Origin of the sequence: Ekhidna lutea (genome assembly GCF_900188325.1) — a bacterium.
GTDB lineage: Bacteria > Bacteroidota > Bacteroidia > Cytophagales > Cyclobacteriaceae > Ekhidna > Ekhidna lutea.
In genome coordinates this window covers 138,803-157,058 of sequence record NZ_FZPD01000003.1, presented here as the reverse complement: position 1 = coordinate 157,058, position 18,256 = coordinate 138,803, and the positions used below count along the sequence as shown (strand labels likewise).

At 40.0% G+C, this 18,256-nt stretch carries 20 protein-coding genes; 12 read left to right on the top strand and 8 right to left on the bottom strand.

What is annotated here, in order from left to right; translation table 11 throughout:
• Nucleotides 1–777 (bottom strand): SDR family oxidoreductase, encoded by a 777-nt coding sequence (locus tag CHB71_RS08415; protein ID WP_089356480.1) that lies wholly within the window; start codon nucleotides 775–777, stop codon nucleotides 1–3.
• A gap of 41 nt (nucleotides 778–818) precedes the next feature.
• On the opposite strand from CHB71_RS08415, the gene CHB71_RS08410 reads away from it, so the two are divergent.
• From CHB71_RS08410 to CHB71_RS08400, 3 genes are read left to right on the top strand one after another with little or no spacing between them, the layout of a single operon-like run.
• Nucleotides 819–1,349: a 3-hydroxyanthranilate 3,4-dioxygenase gene (locus CHB71_RS08410; RefSeq protein WP_089356479.1), complete on the top strand. Its 531-nt coding sequence runs from the start codon at nucleotides 819–821 to the stop codon at nucleotides 1,347–1,349.
• Nucleotides 1,350–1,358: 9 nt separating this feature from the next.
• Nucleotides 1,359–2,633 carry a kynureninase gene (kynU, locus tag CHB71_RS08405; RefSeq protein ID WP_245811234.1) on the top strand — a complete coding sequence of 425 codons (1,275 nt, stop codon included), beginning with the start codon at nucleotides 1,359–1,361 and terminating at the stop codon, nucleotides 2,631–2,633.
• Entirely contained in the window at nucleotides 2,623–3,939 is a 1,317-nt protein-coding gene (locus tag CHB71_RS08400) for an FAD-dependent oxidoreductase (protein ID WP_089356477.1), read from the top strand. Before kynU ends, CHB71_RS08400 begins: the two co-directional genes overlap by 11 nt.
• Here the strand turns inward: CHB71_RS08400 and CHB71_RS08395 are convergent.
• The 4 genes from CHB71_RS08395 to dxs form a co-directional block, all read right to left on the bottom strand.
• Nucleotides 3,914–4,360, bottom strand: coding sequence for a TerB family tellurite resistance protein (locus CHB71_RS08395; protein ID WP_089356476.1), 447 nt, complete (start codon nucleotides 4,358–4,360; stop codon nucleotides 3,914–3,916). The two genes, CHB71_RS08400 and CHB71_RS08395, sit on opposite strands and share 26 nt — an antisense overlap.
• 82 nt (nucleotides 4,361–4,442) lie before the next feature.
• Nucleotides 4,443–5,123, bottom strand: a complete 681-nt coding sequence (locus CHB71_RS08390; protein WP_089356475.1) for a transglycosylase SLT domain-containing protein — start codon at nucleotides 5,121–5,123, stop codon at nucleotides 4,443–4,445.
• 13 nt (nucleotides 5,124–5,136) lie between these two features.
• The gene (locus CHB71_RS08385; RefSeq protein ID WP_179213354.1) at nucleotides 5,137–5,940 is read right to left on the bottom strand and encodes a transporter substrate-binding domain-containing protein; all 804 of its coding nucleotides are present in this window, start codon (nucleotides 5,938–5,940) and stop codon (nucleotides 5,137–5,139) included.
• A 68-nt stretch (nucleotides 5,941–6,008) separates the two neighbouring features.
• Entirely contained in the window at nucleotides 6,009–7,925 is a 1,917-nt protein-coding gene (dxs, locus tag CHB71_RS08380; protein WP_089356473.1) for a 1-deoxy-D-xylulose-5-phosphate synthase, read from the bottom strand.
• Nucleotides 7,926–8,071: 146 nt separating this feature from the next.
• Between dxs and CHB71_RS08375 the strand changes: the two genes are divergently transcribed.
• Entirely contained in the window at nucleotides 8,072–8,842 is a 771-nt protein-coding gene (locus tag CHB71_RS08375) for a segregation and condensation protein A (protein WP_089356472.1), read from the top strand.
• Nucleotides 8,843–8,894: 52 nt separating this feature from the next.
• Here CHB71_RS08375 and CHB71_RS08370 read toward each other — a convergent pair whose 3' ends face one another.
• Complete coding sequence (locus tag CHB71_RS08370; RefSeq protein ID WP_089356471.1) at nucleotides 8,895–9,314, bottom strand: nucleoside-diphosphate kinase; 420 nt, start codon at nucleotides 9,312–9,314, stop codon at nucleotides 8,895–8,897.
• A gap of 132 nt (nucleotides 9,315–9,446) precedes the next feature.
• Between CHB71_RS08370 and CHB71_RS08365 the strand changes: the two genes are divergently transcribed.
• The 8 genes from CHB71_RS08365 (at nucleotide 9,447) to CHB71_RS08330 (ending at nucleotide 17,466) form a co-directional block, all read left to right on the top strand.
• Complete coding sequence (locus tag CHB71_RS08365) at nucleotides 9,447–10,457, top strand: DHH family phosphoesterase (RefSeq protein WP_089356470.1); 1,011 nt, start codon at nucleotides 9,447–9,449, stop codon at nucleotides 10,455–10,457.
• Complete coding sequence (locus CHB71_RS08360; RefSeq protein WP_089356469.1) at nucleotides 10,454–11,350, top strand: FKBP-type peptidyl-prolyl cis-trans isomerase; 897 nt, start codon at nucleotides 10,454–10,456, stop codon at nucleotides 11,348–11,350. The genes CHB71_RS08365 and CHB71_RS08360 overlap by 4 nt, the downstream gene beginning before the upstream one ends.
• Before the next feature lie 8 nt (nucleotides 11,351–11,358).
• Nucleotides 11,359–11,985, top strand: a complete 627-nt coding sequence (locus CHB71_RS08355) for an FKBP-type peptidyl-prolyl cis-trans isomerase (protein WP_089356468.1) — start codon at nucleotides 11,359–11,361, stop codon at nucleotides 11,983–11,985.
• A gap of 1 nt (nucleotide 11,986) precedes the next feature.
• Nucleotides 11,987–12,571 (top strand): RdgB/HAM1 family non-canonical purine NTP pyrophosphatase, encoded by a 585-nt coding sequence (gene rdgB, locus CHB71_RS08350; protein WP_089356467.1) that lies wholly within the window; start codon nucleotides 11,987–11,989, stop codon nucleotides 12,569–12,571.
• Nucleotides 12,564–13,166: a uridine kinase family protein gene (locus CHB71_RS08345; protein WP_089356466.1), complete on the top strand. Its 603-nt coding sequence runs from the start codon at nucleotides 12,564–12,566 to the stop codon at nucleotides 13,164–13,166. The genes rdgB and CHB71_RS08345 overlap by 8 nt, the downstream gene beginning before the upstream one ends.
• 22 nt (nucleotides 13,167–13,188) lie before the next feature.
• A complete protein-coding gene (locus CHB71_RS08340; protein WP_089356465.1) occupies nucleotides 13,189–13,533 on the top strand; it encodes a hypothetical protein in 345 nt (114 codons plus the stop codon).
• Nucleotides 13,534–13,620: 87 nt separating this feature from the next.
• Nucleotides 13,621–16,608: a protein translocase subunit SecDF gene (secDF, locus tag CHB71_RS08335; RefSeq protein ID WP_089356464.1), complete on the top strand. Its 2,988-nt coding sequence runs from the start codon at nucleotides 13,621–13,623 to the stop codon at nucleotides 16,606–16,608.
• A 117-nt stretch (nucleotides 16,609–16,725) separates the two neighbouring features.
• A complete protein-coding gene (locus CHB71_RS08330; RefSeq protein WP_089356463.1) occupies nucleotides 16,726–17,466 on the top strand; it encodes a hypothetical protein in 741 nt (246 codons plus the stop codon).
• A 9-nt stretch (nucleotides 17,467–17,475) separates the two neighbouring features.
• On the opposite strand, the gene CHB71_RS08325 is transcribed toward CHB71_RS08330, so the two are convergent.
• Nucleotides 17,476–17,745 (bottom strand): acylphosphatase, encoded by a 270-nt coding sequence (locus tag CHB71_RS08325; RefSeq protein ID WP_179213353.1) that lies wholly within the window; start codon nucleotides 17,743–17,745, stop codon nucleotides 17,476–17,478.
• Complete coding sequence (locus tag CHB71_RS08320) at nucleotides 17,742–18,230, bottom strand: YciI family protein (protein ID WP_089356461.1); 489 nt, start codon at nucleotides 18,228–18,230, stop codon at nucleotides 17,742–17,744. The genes CHB71_RS08325 and CHB71_RS08320 overlap by 4 nt, the downstream gene beginning before the upstream one ends.
• Nucleotides 18,231–18,256 lie beyond the last annotated feature (26 nt).

The window sequence follows — 18,256 nt, the reverse complement described above, 5'->3', positions numbered from 1 at the left end:
TTAAATTGATCCTGTTCTGCCTCCGTCTATTCTTAAACTTGTTCCGTTTATATATGCACCACTTTTGCTGCATAATAAACCAGCATAAGCAGCAATTTCTTCAGGTTCACCAAACCTTCCTGCTGGTATGGTACTTTTCATTCCTTTCTCCACTTCCTCTTCAGACTTACCAAGCTTCTGAGATTTTCCTGCAATCAAACTATCGATTCGTGCTGTATTAATAAACCCTGGCAAAATATTATTAACAGTAATTCCGTATTGCCCCAGCTCATTAGCTAGTGTTTTAGACCATGAAGCCATGGCCCCCCTGACGGTATTACTAACACCGAGCCCCGGTATCGGCACCTTTACCGAAGTAGAAATAATGTTAATAATGCGTCCATAGCCAGCTTCTTTCATTCCTCCTAACAACTTCTGAACTAAGGTGTGGCTCACATGCAAATGTCGATTCATCGCTGTTTCAAAATCCGAGAGTGAAGCTTCTGACAATGGGCCTGGAGCAGGGCCTCCTGAATTATTAATAAGAATTTGATAAGAAGCTTTTGCCAGCCCCGCGTCCACTGCATTCTCGACAGCTTGCAAATCATCAAAATCGGCTACCAGATAATCATGATCACCAGGAGCAAGCTCTGACAATGCTTTTTTTAATGAAGCCTCATTCCTTGCAAAAAGTGTTACCCGCGCTCCCATTTGACTTAATTCTTTCGCAATGGCAAATCCCATACCCTGGGAACTACCACAAACCAAAGCTCTTCTTCCTTTCAGGTCTAAATCCATAAATTTTTTCTAACTTTTCTTCAAAAATAAACATCTCTGACATGGCGATAAAAAGACCCTTTAACCTTCAAAAATGGATTGATGATAATCGAGATTTGCTAAAGCCACCTGTAGGCAACAAAAATCTCTACACAGAAGCAGGAGACTATATTGTAATGATCGTTGGAGGCCCAAATGCCAGAAAAGATTATCACTACAATGAAACGGAAGAGCTTTTTTATCAGCTGGAAGGCGATATTGAAGTCACCATTCAGGAAGATGGTAAAGCTGTAAAAATTCCGATTAAGGAGGGGGAAATGTACCTTCACCCTGCTAAAGTGCCTCACTCACCAGCACGCCCTGCAAACACAGTCGGTCTGGTAGTTGAGCGCAAAAGGCAAAGCAATCATACCGACGGGCTAATGTGGTTTTGTGATCACTGCAATCATAAGCTTCATGATACCTACTTCCAATTAAAGGACGTTGAAAAAGATTTTCTTCCAAGATTTAGAGCGTTTTTCAATTCGGAAGAATTAAGAACTTGCGATAATTGCGGTGAAACAATGGAAACTGATCCACGATTCACTGACTAAGCAATTATTTTGAAAGAAGAAATATTAAAAAAAGCGCAAAAACTTGATGCAGAGGATACTTTAGCCTCTTTCAGGTCAAAGTTTTATTTCCCTCAGAAAAACGGTGGAGATTGTATCTATCTGTGCGGAAACTCGCTGGGATTACAACCTAATACCACCTCTCAATATGTGAATGCCGAACTAGAAAAATGGCAGAAACATGGAGTAGAAGGACACTTTACAGGTGCAAAGCCATGGGTGAGTTATCATAAAAATTCAAAATCTGTTTTAGCTAAAATCCTAGGTGCTAAAGAAGATGAGGTGGTAGCTATGAATAACCTCACAACCAATTTGCATCTGGCGATGGCTTCTTTTTATCGCCCGAATGGAAAGCGGACAAAAATTCTTATCGAAAGAGGTGCATTTCCATCAGATTTTTATGCAGTCCATTCACGAATTAAAGTGAGCGGTCAAGACCCTGATAAGAACCTCATCGAACTGGAGCCTACGGATGGGTCCGACTACCTAAGTACTGCTGAAATAACTGCCAAAATTGAAGAACTCTCAGATGAGTTGGCTCTGGTTATGTTTCCCGGTGTGCAATACTACACTGGACAACTTTTTGATATCGATGCAATTACCAAAGCTGCTCATAAGGTGGGAGCTTACGCAGGATTTGATTTGGCACATGCCGCAGGTAATGTTCCAATGCAATTGCACGATACCAATGTTGATTTTGCGGTGTGGTGTACTTATAAGTACCTGAACTCAGGACCAGGTGGTGTGGGTGGCCTATTCATACATGAAAAACATGGTCAAAACATCGAAATGCCACGCCTTTCAGGGTGGTGGGGACATGATTCTGAGTCTCGATTTAAAATGAAAAATCAGATCAACCCAATACCTACGGTAGACGGATGGCAATTGAGCAATGTGAATATCTTGTCTCATGCTTCTCATCTGGCTTCTTTGGATATTTTTGATCAGGCTGGAATAGAAAACCTAAGGGCGAAAAGCATTAAGTTGACGGACTTTATGGAGTCGGTTATCAACAGCTCTGAAGTACTAACCAAGAATATTAAAGTGTTAACACCGGGCTCCTCAAATGAACGAGGCGCTCAATTATCACTATATCTTATCAATCATGGAAAGAGCGTTTTTGAATTCCTTTTGGATAATGGAGCTATTCTGGACTGGAGAGAGCCAAATGTCATCCGCGTAGCGCCAGTCCCCTTATATAATTCATTTACGGATGTCGTGAATTTTGTTTCTATCCTGGAAAAAGCAATCATTAATGAAGGATAAAATTGGAATTGTAGGAGCTGGTCTAGTCGGATCATTATTAGCTGTTATTCTGAAGAAAAAAGGTTTTCAGGTTCAGGTCTTTGAAAAAAGAAGTGATCCAAGAAAGTCTAGTGTAGATGCTGGAAGATCAATAAACCTTGCGTTAAGCCATCGTGGGATCCAGCCATTAAAGCTCGCTGGGGTGTATGAAACGATAGCCCCATTTCTAATCCCGATGAAGGGAAGAATGATGCACGATGAAACAGGAAAGCTCACCTTTCAACCTTATGGTAAAGAAGGCCAATTCATCAACTCAGTTTCAAGAGCTCAGCTTAACCAGCTACTCATCGAAAGTGCAGAAGAAGCTGGAGTAGAAGTGCTTTTTGATCACAAATGCGTTGATATTGACTTTGATTCCAACATAATTTCTTTTGAAAATGAATCTTCGTTTAATTGTGATCTAATCGTTGGTACGGATGGTGCATTCTCTGCTGTTCGAAAAAAACTTCAGTTCACTGATCGTTTTAATTTTTCTCAGCATTACATCGAACATGGCTATAAAGAACTCTGCATTAATCCAAAGAATGGCGAATTCGGACTAGAACCCAACTACCTTCATATCTGGCCAAGAGGGAATTTTATGCTTATTGCCCTTCCAAATAATGACAAGACCTTTACATGTACCTTGTTTTTCCCGTTTGAAGGCAGCCCATCTTTTGAAGAATTAACCGGCAAAGCGGAAGTAGAAGCCTTTTTCACTAAGTACTTTCGTGATGCCAAAACACACATGCCGGATATCACAGATCAGTATTTCAATAACCCTACTTCTTCATTGATCACCACTAAATGTGAGCCCTGGCATAAAAACCGGACAATCCTTCTTGGAGATGCTGCGCATGCCATTGTTCCATTTTACGGTCAGGGGATGAATTCCGGATTTGAGGATGTCCGCCTATTCATAGAGATGGCAGAATCTGAAAATTGGGATTGGAAGAAAGTTTTGCCTGACTACTCTGCAAAGCGAAAGAAAGATGCAGATGCTATCTCTGAATTAGCACTGTATAATTTTATTGAAATGAGAGATCATGTAGGTGACCCGAATTTCCTGAAAAGAAAGAAGCTTGAAGCTCAAATTCAAGAACGATACCCAAAGGAGTGGATTCCACTATACAGTATGGTTACTTTTTCGAACATGCCTTATTCCGAAGCTCTTCGGTTAGGAAAAATCCAAAAGAAAATCATGGATGATGTACTGGAAAATGAAGCTAGTGAAATAAATCTACCGGAGATTATCGAGCGATTTAATACTCTAAAACGAGGCGGCTAGATAATTTATCTATGGTACGCTGTTCATCCGCTGAAATTCCATCAGCAGCATTGGCAAACAAATACATTGCTTCATAGACAAACTCTCGATCATCAGGATGCTCCTCCAGGTAGCTTTTCAACGTATTAAGAAATTTCTTCTCCCACTTGTCAATATTTTCAAGCAAGTAGCGGAACTCGGTCCTAAAAAGGCTTTCCACTCTTTCAGCATTGGTATTAGGCATCTGATCAAGATAGAGCAAAGCAAGTCCTTTAGATATATTTAACACACCATCCCACTCCTCTTTATCAAGCTTTCCATCACTCATACAGACAAGAAGCGACGGATATATTTTTAGAATATAGGTGAACTGATCAATCGTAATGTCAGATTTTCGAGATTTATGATATTCTTCCAGTAATGTTTCGTGCTGGTTTTTCATATCCAAGACAGTTAATTAAACACTTAAAGATAGATGGTTTCCACAGATACCTCATCATAAATTTAGGTAACCATCATATTTTTTATGACGAAGGATCATTCTGCCCGTCTGCGGTCTCAGTCTCTTCTTCGGACTGAAGAATCTCTTTGTAATTTTGGTATATATCCAGAATCCGATCAACATACTCTACGGGTTCAGAACCACGGCAATACCCATACTGTACGACTGGATCATTGAAATATTTAGACCTTGATTTTTTTAGTAAAAATTGACTTACATCTTGCCAGGACTTGGGGTTTCCTCCATATTTCTCAGTAAGCCTTACGGCATCCTGCAAGTGACCCAAACCAACATTATATGAAGCAAGGACAAATTTTAATCGCTCATCTTCATCGCTAATTTTCTTCTCCCATTGTCTTTGAAGCCACATTATATGCTTCATGCCAGCGTAAATATTTTGAACAGGATCATAAAGATCAGTAACCCCATATTCTCTGCCTGTTCGCGGCATTACTTGCATTAGTCCAATTGCTCCCGCCCAAGATTCTGAATTTTCATCAAATTTTGATTCTCTAAAAACCTGTGCTGCCAATAGTAACCAATCCCAGCCTAGCTCATCAGCAGCATCTTGTATCAAAGAATCATACGGCGAAATAGCATTTCCTCTTATAGAAGAATATTTACTTCTCGACCTTCTTAACGCAGATTTTGAACTTCTAAAGTACTTATCGTAAATAACATAATAGTCTGTCGTCTTCCGCATTCTCAAAATCCAATCATTCAGCGCCACGAGCAGGCCATTTGCATTTTTGCGTACCCCCCCATGCAATTTGCGTTGAAAAACTCACTGGTGTTTTAATATCAATATTTCTATAGTATGTTGAATTGACCAGTGCGATATCCTCCTCTGCTACTGTAAAGTCAATTTTGCCTTCAGCCACCTGCCTGATGAGCTGCTCGGTTTCAACATTACTTTCACCAGGTACAATAAGAATATCTCCACCTATCTCTTCAGATAGGTTCACCATACGGTCATAGTAAGACGAGTGCGGTCGAACTACTACTTCTTTCCCTATTAAGTCAACCGGATTGCGTATCAGTTGTGCTTCTATTTCATGAAGCTTCATTTGACGCCAGTTTTCTGGTTTCCGCTGTATTAGCACCTGTCTTTGCAAATTGTGATAATGAGTAAAAGCTATTCGCTTCTTTCTTTCTTTGGTGACCGTAAGATTATATGCTAAAATGTCTCCTTCACCTGTATTCAATTTATTGAACCCTTCCCCAATATTTTGTGTGATATTAATCCTGAGTTGCAGACCTTGCTCCTCGCAGAAAAGCTTCAAAAGCTCATATTCATAGCCCATGGTTTTACCCTTGTAAACAAATAGCCCGGTGGAGCTGTTGTCCATGATTGCTGTTAAATAGCCCCGCTCCTTGATTTTATCTAAATCAAGATCAACGATAAATTCTTCGCGCTCAGGGTATTCATTGTTTGCCTGACTCGAGCTTGATTGCTTGCAGGCAATAGCGGCGAACATACAGATGATAAAAAGAATGGCGGTTTTTGTGGTAGCCAGCATATTCATCCCTCAAAATACGAAAAATATCTCTGAATCAGATTCCATAATCCGACGGAATCCCATCATAACTAGACTGTGGGCTCTTTATGAGAGATAAACTGATGAACTGCATTTTTGATTGCCTCGGCATCATATTCACACTCCCTATGAAGCTGTGGTTGTTCGCCATGTTCAATGATACGATCTGGTATACCAAGCCTTTTAACGGTGGCTTTGTAATTATTATCAGCAGCAAATTCCAGCACAGCTGAACCAAACCCTCCCATAATACATCCATCTTCCACTGTAACAATATGCGTGTGATTTTTGAATATGTCATGAAGCATTTCTTCATCCAGGGGCTTTACAAAACGCATATCATATACTGAAGGGTTGATTCCTTCTGATTTTAAATCCTCTGCAGCAGCTAGCGAATAATTGCCAACCTGACCAATTGAAAGAATAGCTAGTTCCTCTCCGTCAATAAGCTTGCGACCTTTACCAACTTCTATTTTTTGAAGCTCTGTTCTCCATTCTGGCATTACACCAGTTCCTCTTGGATAGCGAATGGAGAATGGACCATTATGTTCACTTGCAGTAAACATTAAATTCCTCAGCTCTGATTCATTCATTGGTGCAGAAACCACCATATTAGGGATGCACCGCATATAAGCCACATCGTATGCTCCATGGTGTGTTGGCCCATCAGCACCTGCTACACCTGCTCTATCCATGCAAAACACCACATGAAGATTCTGGATACATACATCATGAACTACCTGATCGTAGGCTCGCTGCATAAAGGTGCTATAAATATTGCAAAATGGGACCATGCCCTGTGTTGCAAGCCCAGCAGAAAAAGTGACAGCATGTTGCTCAGCAATACCAACATCATAAGCCCTATCAGGTAAGGCTTCCATCATTATTTTCATCGATGAACCTGATGGCATTGCAGGAGTGATACCAACTATCTTCTCATTCTTTTTGGCAAGTTCTACTAGCGTGTGTCCAAAGACGTCCTGAAATTTAGGTGGCTGAGGTTTATCGTACTTTTTCTTGTTTATAGCGCCCGTGATCTTATCAAAAGTACCTGGCGCATGCCATAGCGTTTGATCTTTCTCAGCCAGCTCATACCCCTTACCCTTTACTGTGAGGCAATGTAAAATTTTAGGGCCAGGAATTTTTTTAAGATCATTCATCACATCAACCAGGTGGTTTACATCATGACCGTCTATTGGGCCGAAGTAACGAAGATTCAAGGATTCGAAGAGGTTGCTTTGTTTCAACAAAAAGCTCTTCATTGAGTTTTCGACCTTTGCTGCAATTTCCTGAGCATTAGGCCCGAATTTGCTGATTTTACCAAGAAGCTTCCAAATTTCATCCCGAACCTTATTGTAGGTCTGACTGGTTGTAATGTCAGTAAGATAATCCTTTAAAGCACCCACATTTGGGTCTATAGACATACAGTTGTCATTTAAGACAATAAGTAAGTTTGAATTGGATACTCCGGCATGATTCATGGCTTCAAAAGCCATTCCACCAGTCATAGCACCATCTCCAATGATGGCAATGTGTTGTTTATCTTTTTCATCTTTGAGACGTGAGGCCTCTGCCATACCTAGAGCCGCTGATATGGACGTAGATGAATGGCCAACTCCAAACGTATCGTACTCACTTTCACTTCGCTTGGGAAATCCTGATATGCCCTTATACTTTCTATTAGTATGGAACGATCCCTTTCTGCCGGTCAATATTTTATGACCATATGCCTGATGACCTACGTCCCATACTAATTGATCTTTTGGTGTATTGAAAACATAATGCAATGCAACCGTCAGCTCTGCCACCCCCAAACTAGCACCAAAGTGCCCTCCGTACACAGAAACATTATCAATGATATAGTCTCTTAGCTCCTGACACACCTGTCCTAGCTGTCTTACATCCAGCTTTTTTAGATCATCAGGTGAATCTATTTCTGCTAAAAGTGGTCCCGGTTTAATCTCCATGATATTTCTGTATTTCTTCCAAACGCCGCTCTGCCCGGATTGTTTGAATATACAACCTACGTAAAATAATAGCTTGCAAAATTAAGCATTAGATAGAAAGGTAAATTAATCAAAGTGAAATACCATATTGTCGGTAATTTTGGGATGTGGTGACAGATCAGAAATTTGAAATAAAGCTTCCTCTCTTCGAAGGGCCGTTTGATTTATTGCTCTTTTTCATTGAGAGAGATGAATTGGATATCTATGACATTCCTATTGCAAAGATCACAGATGATTTTCTCGACTATCTGGCACATCTGGAAAAATTAAATGTTGAGGTAGCAAGTGAATTTATTTTGGTTGCTGCTACATTGATGCGTATAAAAGCTAAAATGTTACTTCCTCGCCCGGTGATTGATGAAGAAGGGAATGAGATTGATCCAAGGGAAGAATTGGTAAAACACCTATTGGAGTATAAAAAATATAAATCTGTTGTGTCAACCCTCTCCCAAATGGAAACCGACCGGCTGGACAGAGAAAAAAGAGGGAACCTCAAAAAAGAGATCAGACACCTATCTGAGACCATAAATGTAGAGGCAGAACTTCAGGATTTGGATCTTTATAAGATGATGAAGGTGTTTCAAAAAGTGATGAAGCGCTACGAATTCGAACAAAACAAGCCTGTCCACCAGGTGGTTCAATATCCATATACCATAGAAAAGCAAAAGTCTAAACTGATGGAGCGACTGGTTTATGGGAAGAAGCTATCATTCATTGAAATGATTGAGGAGAAACCGGAAAAAATTTTGGTGATATTTAATTTTCTTTCAATCCTTGAGCTGCTGCAGCTAAAGCAAATAGTCATATCACTCGGAGAAGGGTTTAATAATTTTTGGATTGAGCGCAGAGATGAGTCTGCAATGGCAGATGCCAAATAAAAAAAGCCTGCTCAATTTAATGTGCAGGCTGATTTCATTGTTTTGAGACAATTTAGAATCTCTCTGTTGCAGAAAAGAAAAAGCCTGCTTCAATAGCCGCGTTCTCATCAGAGTCTGATCCGTGAATAGCATTTGCTTCAATAGAAGTGGCAAATTGCTTTCTGATTGTACCTTCCTCAGCTTCTGCAGGATTGGTAGCACCAATTAGCTTTCTGAAATCTTCAACTGCATTTTCTTTTTCAAGTACCATTGCGATGATAGGACCTGATGACATGTAAGCAACCAGATCTTTATAAAATGGACGCTCTTTGTGTACCTCATAAAATTGACCTGCTCTTTCAGCAGATAGCTTCGTGAGCTTAGCTGCTTCAATTCTAAACCCCGCTTCTTCAATAATTTTGATGATTGCACCAGCATTACCTGCTCCGAAAGCATCTGGTTTAATCATTGTAAAAGTCTTTTTTCCTGCCATTATACTTTTTTTGTTTACACTTCTAAAATCGCCGCAAAAATAAGGGAATCACAAAGAGTTTACTCAGCATTATTAGGTTTTATAAATGTTAGTAATTTTGCGGTTCACATTTGCCCGTCTCGGGCATTTTTTATGAAGGACACACAGGCGTTAAAGGACTTCTTACAAACCCCTAGGAAAATCGTTATCACAACCCACGCAAACCCTGATGCTGATGCACTGGGATCATCGCTGGGCTTGCACCATTTCCTGATCAGACAAGGGCATGACGTAAGCACGATTGTTCCTAATAGCTACCCCGACTTTCTAGAGTGGATGCCGGGAAACCCATTGGTAATCAACTATGAGAAATCAAAAGAAGCAGCTGAAAAGCTCTTATCTGATGCTGAGTTGCTTTTTTGCCTCGATTTTTCGGGTTTTGGACGGATTAAAGGCCTGAAAGAGGCCGCCATGTCCTCACCAGCTAAGATCGCATTGGTTGATCATCACCTTAACCCTGAGATTCAACCGGACTTCAACTTTTGGAATGATCAATCGGCAGCAACTGCTGAGCTTATTTATGACTTAATTGTAGAGTTCAGTGGTAAGGAGGCGATTGATGCAGGGATAGCCGAATGCCTCTATGCCGGGATAATGACTGATACAGGATCATTTAAACATCCATCCACCACATCTAAAATTCATCGAATGGTGGCTGAGCTTATAGACCTGGGTGCAGATGTAAACAAGGTGAGTCGACTTATTTACGACACAAATTCACTGCACAGGCTTAAATTTTTAGGGCATGCACTTGCAGAAAAACTGAAAGTAGATGAGGGGTCAAGGGTCGCATACTTTGTCATTGGTGAAGAAGACTTCAAAGACTTTAGGTTAAAGCAAGGGGATACTGAGGGACTGGTCAACTACGCCTTGTCAATTAAAGGAATAGTTGTTGCTGCCATTATCATACAGCGAGATAATGAAATAAAACTTTCGTTTAGAAGTATTGGGGACTTTGCTGTGAATAAATTCGCGGAAGAATACTTTGGCGGAGGTGGGCACAAGAATGCCTCTGGGGGAGCCTCAGACCTTTCACTTGAGGAAACAGAGAAAAAATTCAAAGAACTAATAGAAAAAGATATTTTAAAAACACACATTAAATGAAAAACTTAGGATTTTTAATACTGGCCATTTCAATGGCTGCATGTGGTACAAGTACATTTGAAACTGAAGGAGGAACTACCGTAACATACCTTGAAAAAGGAGACGGTAATTTACCTGTAGACAGTCTGGTTTCTATGTTTAAGATAAAATACACTACCGAGGATGGAAAGGTAATGATGGATACTGACGAGCCTATGCCATTGAAAGTGGATCCAAACAACGAAGTAAATCAGGGTGAGCTGTTCGAGGTTTTAACTCAATTAAGAACAGGCGATAGTGTAGGTTTTGAGCTAGTAGCTTCAGAGCTTTTCACCAACACATTCAGGGCTCCTCTTCCGGATTCAATCCCAGAGAACAGTAAAATCAAATTTCAAATTGCCTATATCGACCAGTTAACAGAACAAGGCTACTTTGATATGGTTGCTGAAAAAGCTGAAAAAGCGGCTGAAAAACAGATGGTAATTGATAACGAGCTGTTGGACAATTATCTTGAAGAGCAAGGCGTTGAAAATGTGGAAACCACCGAAAGTGGGTTAAGGTATGTAATAACCGAGGAAGGTAATGGTTCACAACCTGAAGCTGGACAAACTGTAAAAGTTAATTATGCAGGTTATCTAATGGATGGTACATATTTTGATACAAGCATTGAGTCTGTGGCTAAGGATCAAGGAATTTTTAGACCAGGGAGACAATACCAACCACTTTCATTTCCAATCGGGCAAGGAAGAGTGATAAAAGGATGGGATGAAGGTATTGGTTTGTTGAATGAAGGTGCAAAAGCAACCTTATATGTTCCTAGTCCATTAGGATATGGCAATAGAGGTTCAGCTCCTGTAATTAAACCGAACTCAATTCTGGTTTTTGATGTAGAATTGGTAGAAATAGAAGAATAATAAATCTGATGATGAAAAAGGGATTATTAGTAGGAATAACCGCCCTTTTCTTACTGGCATGTGGGGATGGTAATGTGAGAATACAGGTAGATCCAACAGTTCAGGTTGAAAAGGATAGTATCACCATTATTGAATACTTGCGGATGAGTGGTTTTGCTGATGAACAAATCGGCAATACACAAAATGGTATTAGATATGTCATTTTGGATTCCGGAGATATGGAGGTCATTGACGAGAGTGACTTTGTTGAGTTTAATTACATTGGTAAAACTTTGGGTGACACCATTTTTGATACCACTATCAGAGAGATCGGTGATTCATTGAAGAATCACTACGAAGAAAACCCATATGTTTTAAATGATGATACATTAAGCCTATTCACACATAATCAATACGATCCGTTTTTCATAACTTACTCAGCATCCGGATGGTCTATTCCAACTGGCCAAGGAGGCTTTATTCCAGGTTTTGCAGAGGGGATAGCTGCTACTTTCCAACATTTAAAAGTCGGGGGCAAAGCTCTCATTGTGATTCCATCCGGAAGAGCATATGGCCAAGGGGGTTCAGGGGTTTTTATTAAACCAAATTCACCTATTGCATTCGAACTTCTCCCCATCAAAGTAACGAAGCAATAAGATGCAAATTTGCTTTGCCTCTCATAATGAAAACAAGGTAAAGGAGCTGAATGAAATCATGCCCGATGGTTTTAAAATCATCGGGCTTGATGAAATGGGTATCAAGGAAGAGATAGCTGAGACAGGAGATACTCTTGAGGAAAACTCACGCATCAAAGCCCGGTACATCTTTGACCAATATAAAACTCCGGTAGTATCTGACGATAGTGGATTGCTCGTTAATGCACTCAATGGAGAACCGGGCGTCTATTCTGCCCGATATGCTGGTCAAAAAAAAGATGCTGACGATAACATGGATCTTTTGCTTAAGAAGCTCAGTGGGGAGAGTGACAGGTCAGCTGCTTTCCAGACCATCGTAACCTACATTGATGATACTGGAAATGAGCATCAATTTAAAGGAGAGATAAAAGGCTCAATTTTAACACAAAAAAGAGGCGCCAATGGATTTGGATACGATCCAATTTTTCAACCTGATGGATTTGAAGAATCCTTTGCTGAGTTATCTAGTGAAGTAAAAAACAGGATTTCTCATCGCGCAAAAGCAGTTCAAAAATTACTCGAGCACCTTCATCAAGCAAATGACTAAACCTATAGTAATCGGCGTAACCGGAGGTAGTGGGTCCGGCAAAACACTCTTCATCAAGCGTCTGGTGAAAGAAGTGAAAAATGTTGCTTTGCTCTCGATGGATAACTACTACATTGAAAGAAACGCTCAACCTAAAGATAAAATGGGGGTGGAAAATTTTGACACCCTTGAATCAATTGATCAGGCAAAATTTGCTGGTGACCTCAAAAAATTAATAAGTGGTGATACCCTGGAAATAAAGGAGTATACATACAACAACGATCAGGTAAAGCCAAAAATCCTGAAAATAGAAAGCAAGCCGGTGATTCTTGTCGAAGGTATTTTCACACTTCATTTCAAAGAAATCAGAGATTTACTTAACCTGAAAATCTACATTGAAGCACCTGGCTACCTAATGCTGAAACGGAGGATTATAAGAGATGCCAATGAGCGCGGCTATGACCTTAGTGATGTGTTATATCGTTTTGAGCACCATGTGACCCCATCTTTCCAGCAATACATAGATCCATCAAAAAAATGGGCTGACCTTATTATACCCAATCACAAAAACTTTGATGTTGCACTAAAAGTGATATCAACTTTTCTTAACCAGTGATTTTACTACATTTGCCCCACTTTTGAGAACCACTAATTATATATCGAAGAAATTTCTACAAGCCGCTTTCGGAGTGGTGATTGGTTTGTTTGTGCTTACACAAGCAGCTATTATTCCTGAAAAAGCAGTAGATAAGCAGGAACAAAGCGACACTGAAAGTCAGGAAAATCAGCAAATAACAAAGCCAGCAGCAGTACCATCTTCATCCATCCAGTTTAATCTGGACTATCAATCTTATTTACTTGAAGAGGTTTTTTATAAGGATGAAGAAACTGAAAATGCACCGGTTGTTAAGCAGATTTTACCCTCAGCCCAAAAAGCATTAAAGATTCTATTTCGGCAAATTATTTCGCCAAACGCACCATAAGGTTTCCATTCTCCCGAAACCTAATCAACAGATTTTTTAATAAAACCAATCTTCATTGACAAGTGTCAATGATCAAACCATAAAACAATGAAAAACAAAGGATTTATAGTTTTCCTAACGATACTGATCTCGTTGCTCTGTATCTATTATTTGTCATTTACCTACATCTCACAAAACATTCAGCAAAAAGCAGTTACTGCTACTCAAGAAGCTGACGGCACCACAGATGTAATTGAAAAGCAGCGATACCTTGATTCAATTTGGAATGAACCCGTATATGATCTTTTTGGGATCGATTACACTTATAAAGAAATCAAAGAAACAGAGTTAAATCTCGGGCTTGACCTTCAGGGTGGAATGCACGTAACTCTGGAAGTATCTCCAATTGATATCATCAGGGGATTGAGTGGCAATAGCGGTGATGCGGATTTTGTTGCTGCTTTAAATCAGGCAAAGCAAAATGTAAGAGGTACTCAGTTGAATTTTGTGGACGAGTTTTACAGTGAATTCAAAGAAAGAGCTCCTTCAAAAGAGCTTGCTCAAATATTCGCAACAGCTGCAAACCGTGGAAGAATTAGTCTTCAAAGCACTGATGCCGAAGTGTTAGATATTATTAACACAGAAGTTGAAAGTGCTATTGACCGGTCATTCAATATCCTAAGAACTCGAATCGACCGGTTTGGGACATCTCAGCCTAATATTCAGCGCCTTCAAGGTACAGGCAGAATTCAGATTGAACTCCCAGGTGTTGACAATCCTCAGCGGGTAAGAAAATTACTACAAGGTGTTGCTAAACTAGAGTTTTGGGAAGTACACCAGCAAGAGAGTGTAGCTCCGGTTTTGATGTCAATAAACGCTCTGGTTGTTGAGGAAATGAAAAAGGATCCTTCCTCAGCTCCACTCACAGCTGAAGAACAACAAACAAAAGAAGATATCACAGCACTCCTTGGTGATGGTAATGATGCCGATTCTTTATCTACCAGCGATGGTGATTCTGTAAAGAATGATCAGCTGGATTCATTGATCAATACTCGACAATCTCCACTACTGGAATTACTGGCAAGCACTCCACAGTATGGAGGGCTACTTTACAATGTAAAGGATACAGCTAAAGTTAATCGTATTCTAGAACGAGATGATGTTCAGGCTTTGATACCTGCGAATATGAAGTTCCTTTGGGATGTACAACCGAAGGATAAAGGTGAAGAATTGACCGGACCGGATCTATTAGAGTTGTACCCTATCCTTACCAACAGAAGTGGAAAAGCTACCCTGACCGGTGAAACAATCTCCAGCGCAACAGCTTCATTGAATGAGCGGGCAGAGCCTGAAGTTTCAATGCAAATGAACGCTACAGGATCCAGAACATGGGCCAAGATGACGCGTGAAAACATCGGCCAGCGGATCGCAATTGTACTTGATAATTATGTCTTTTCTGCTCCATATGTAAGAGGTGAGATTCCAAATGGGAGCTCATCAATTTCCGGTGGATTCAAAACCATCGAAGAAGCAAAAGATTTGGCTAACATTCTGAAAGCAGGTTCGCTTCCGGCTCCTACAACTATCGTAGAAGATGTAGTCGTGGGTCCTACACTTGGAAAAGTAGCGCAAGATCAAGGGCTTAACTCCATTCTTGTTGGTCTGATCATTGTAATTGTCTTTATGGTGATTTACTATGCTAAAGGTGGATTAATCGCCAACCTGGCATTATTTTTCAATGTATTCTTCATCATGGGTATTCTTGCCCAATTTGGAACATCATTAACACTTCCAGGTATCGCTGGTATAGTACTTACCATCGGTATGGCCATTGATGCCAACGTGCTAATCTTTGAGCGAATCAAAGAAGAACTGAGAAACGGGTCAAACCTTAAAGCCGCGATTTCTTCAGGATATTCAAAAGCATACTGGTCAATTTTTGATGCGAACGTCACAACCTTAATCGTTGGGATTATCCTATTTACCTTAGGTCAGGGACCAGTAAAAGGATTTGCAATAACATTGATGATCGGTATCATCTGCTCATTCTTTAGTGCAGTATTTATCACAAGGGTTATTGTAGAGGCTTTCTCTAAGAAAGGAGACAATTCGAAAATCTCATTTGCTAATGCATTTTCTAAAAATGCGCTTTCCAATCTGAATATCGACTTCCTTAGTAAGAGAAAGCTTGCCTACATGTTTAGCAGCATTTTCATTGGTATAGGTATCGTAGCACTATTAACCAAGGGTATTACACTTGGGGTAGACTTTAAAGGCGGACGCTCGTATGTGATCACTTTTGATGAGCCTAGAAACCCAACAGAAATTAAAACCTCTTTAGGTGATTACTTTGAGAATGCAGGTACTGAAGTGAAAACTTTTGGAGCTCCAAATATTTTGAAAATTACAACATCTTATAAAATTGATGACGAAAGTGATGAGGGAGATGCATTGGTAAGAAATGATTTGATTAAAGGTCTGGCTGAAACCACAGGGTTGACCTTTATCGAGGATGGATCGCAACTTGCAGATGGTAATTTTACAATCTCAAGTTCATCCAAGGTTACAGCAACTATTGCTGATGACATTAAGAACTCATCTTATAAATCAGGAATCATTGCCCTTATTTGTATCTTTATCTACATCGTTTTCCGATTTAGAAAGTGGCAGTTTGGACTGGGTGCTATTATCGCCCTATTCCATGATACATTGTTCGTATTGTCAGCATTTGCAATCGCAAACACGTTAGGAATTTCATTTGAAGCGGATCAGGTATTCGTTGCTGCTATCCTGACCATTATCGGTTATTCAATTAATGATACAGTGGTCGTGTTTGATAGAATCAGAGAAAATATGGGTATTAAATCCGGTTCAGAATTAATCCCTGTTTTCAACGAATCATTGAATAATACGGTAAGCAGAACGTTCATTACTTCCATCACTACTTTGATTGTGGTAATTGTTCTATTCTTATTCGGTGGTGCAGTACTACAAGGATTCTCTTTTGCATTATTGGTGGGTATCATCGTAGGAACATACTCTTCAATATTTATTGCAACTCCGATTGTAATTGACCTAAATAAGAAAGAAAACTAGGATAGCTGCTTAATAACTTCTTTGAAGCCCTCATTTACTCAAATTGTAGATGAGGGCTTTTTTTGTACCCAATGAGTATTTTGGTTAAATTCAGGCTACCAAATCACATTTATATCAATGGGTAAGTATCCAATCTATGCCATAATGGCGCTCGTGTTTATTGGAATAATCAAACTACTCCAGGCCACAGCCTTTGACGCTAAGAAATACAGCGAAAATAGAGATAAGAGCTTTACAAGTGTTGAAGCTAGAAAGGAGTCCCCAAAAACTGGGCAGGCTGAAGAGATATTTAACCCCTCCGAGCCCGAGTCTCAAGTTTCAAATGACACTCCCCCACCAGTATTAGATCGTTCTGAAAATGATTCGACTGAAAATTTAGAAACAAGTGGTGATAGCTTTGCTAACAGTGACGAAACAGCTACCGAATCAACAAACACAACCGAGCAAACAACATCTGCAAACACTTCGCTTCAAGACCTTAAAAATTACTACCTCGCTCCGATTATAGCCAACCTTCCCGCAGGGCAGCTTAGAGAAGATGTTGTCATTAGATATTATCGGCACAGTGAAGATGATAATAAAGTATACTCCCTGAAAGAGCTGGGCTATTATATTCATGAAAAAGAAGCTACTGAAACATCCGGATTAGGTAGCAATGTGATGTATTATGGGAATAATGTTCCTTTGGAAGACATTCAGATTGTCGCATTTACACTTCTCGAAAATGGGATTCCATTGAAGTCTATAGAACCTACACGTTTTGAATGGAAAGCAAATGCGATTGAAATTGGTACAGACGAAAACTTGAGTGAAGCACCACGAATTACTGAGCAATTTGTGGCTGGTTTCTCGAAATAGCACAAAAGCTTAATACGTGACCCTAAAGCTTTCGAAATGCTGTGCCGGGATTTTTTCCTTCTCAATATGATCTACTCTTGCCATCAAAGGGCCTTCCTGGCACCACTCAATAAATTCCTGCATTAGTACTTCTTCGCCTTCAGCCTCAATCAGAACTGACCCATCCGATTCATTCCTTACTAAACCCTTTATTCCCAAGTCCTCCGCTTTTTCTTTGGTTGAGGCTCTGAAAAACACTCCTTGTACCCTTCCAGTTACTTTGATACGGTATGCAATCATATGGATTTCTTCGCCAGCTTTTCGTGCATATCACCCATTTTCATCAACGCTGCACTACCATACCATGGGTGTAGCTCCATAACAAGCCTGCCAGCTTGAATTGCCGGGTCTGTTTTCGTTAGCTCCTCTGCTTCCTCAATAGTTTCCACAGCAAATATGTAAATTCCTTTTACCTCCCAATTATCAAAGAAAGGACCTGCCATCACAAGCATACCTTCTTCAGCCATGCGGGTAATATTATCAAGATGAGCCCTTTGGATTTGTGCTACTTCAGCTGAATCCTGCTCACGATTAGGACCTTCTTTTAAAAGTGCCATTACGTATCTGCGCATGCCATAGTCATCAGCGCCTGTTTCATCTGCCAAAAGAGAATCATAGACACCTTCCACTGGCATTGCTTCAAATGGTTCATCATTTGATTGTCCCGATTGATCACAGGCAATCACCATTAAAAACAAAAGGGATATGTAAATGAGATTTTTCATTAGGAGGTTAATTTTTCTCCTAATTT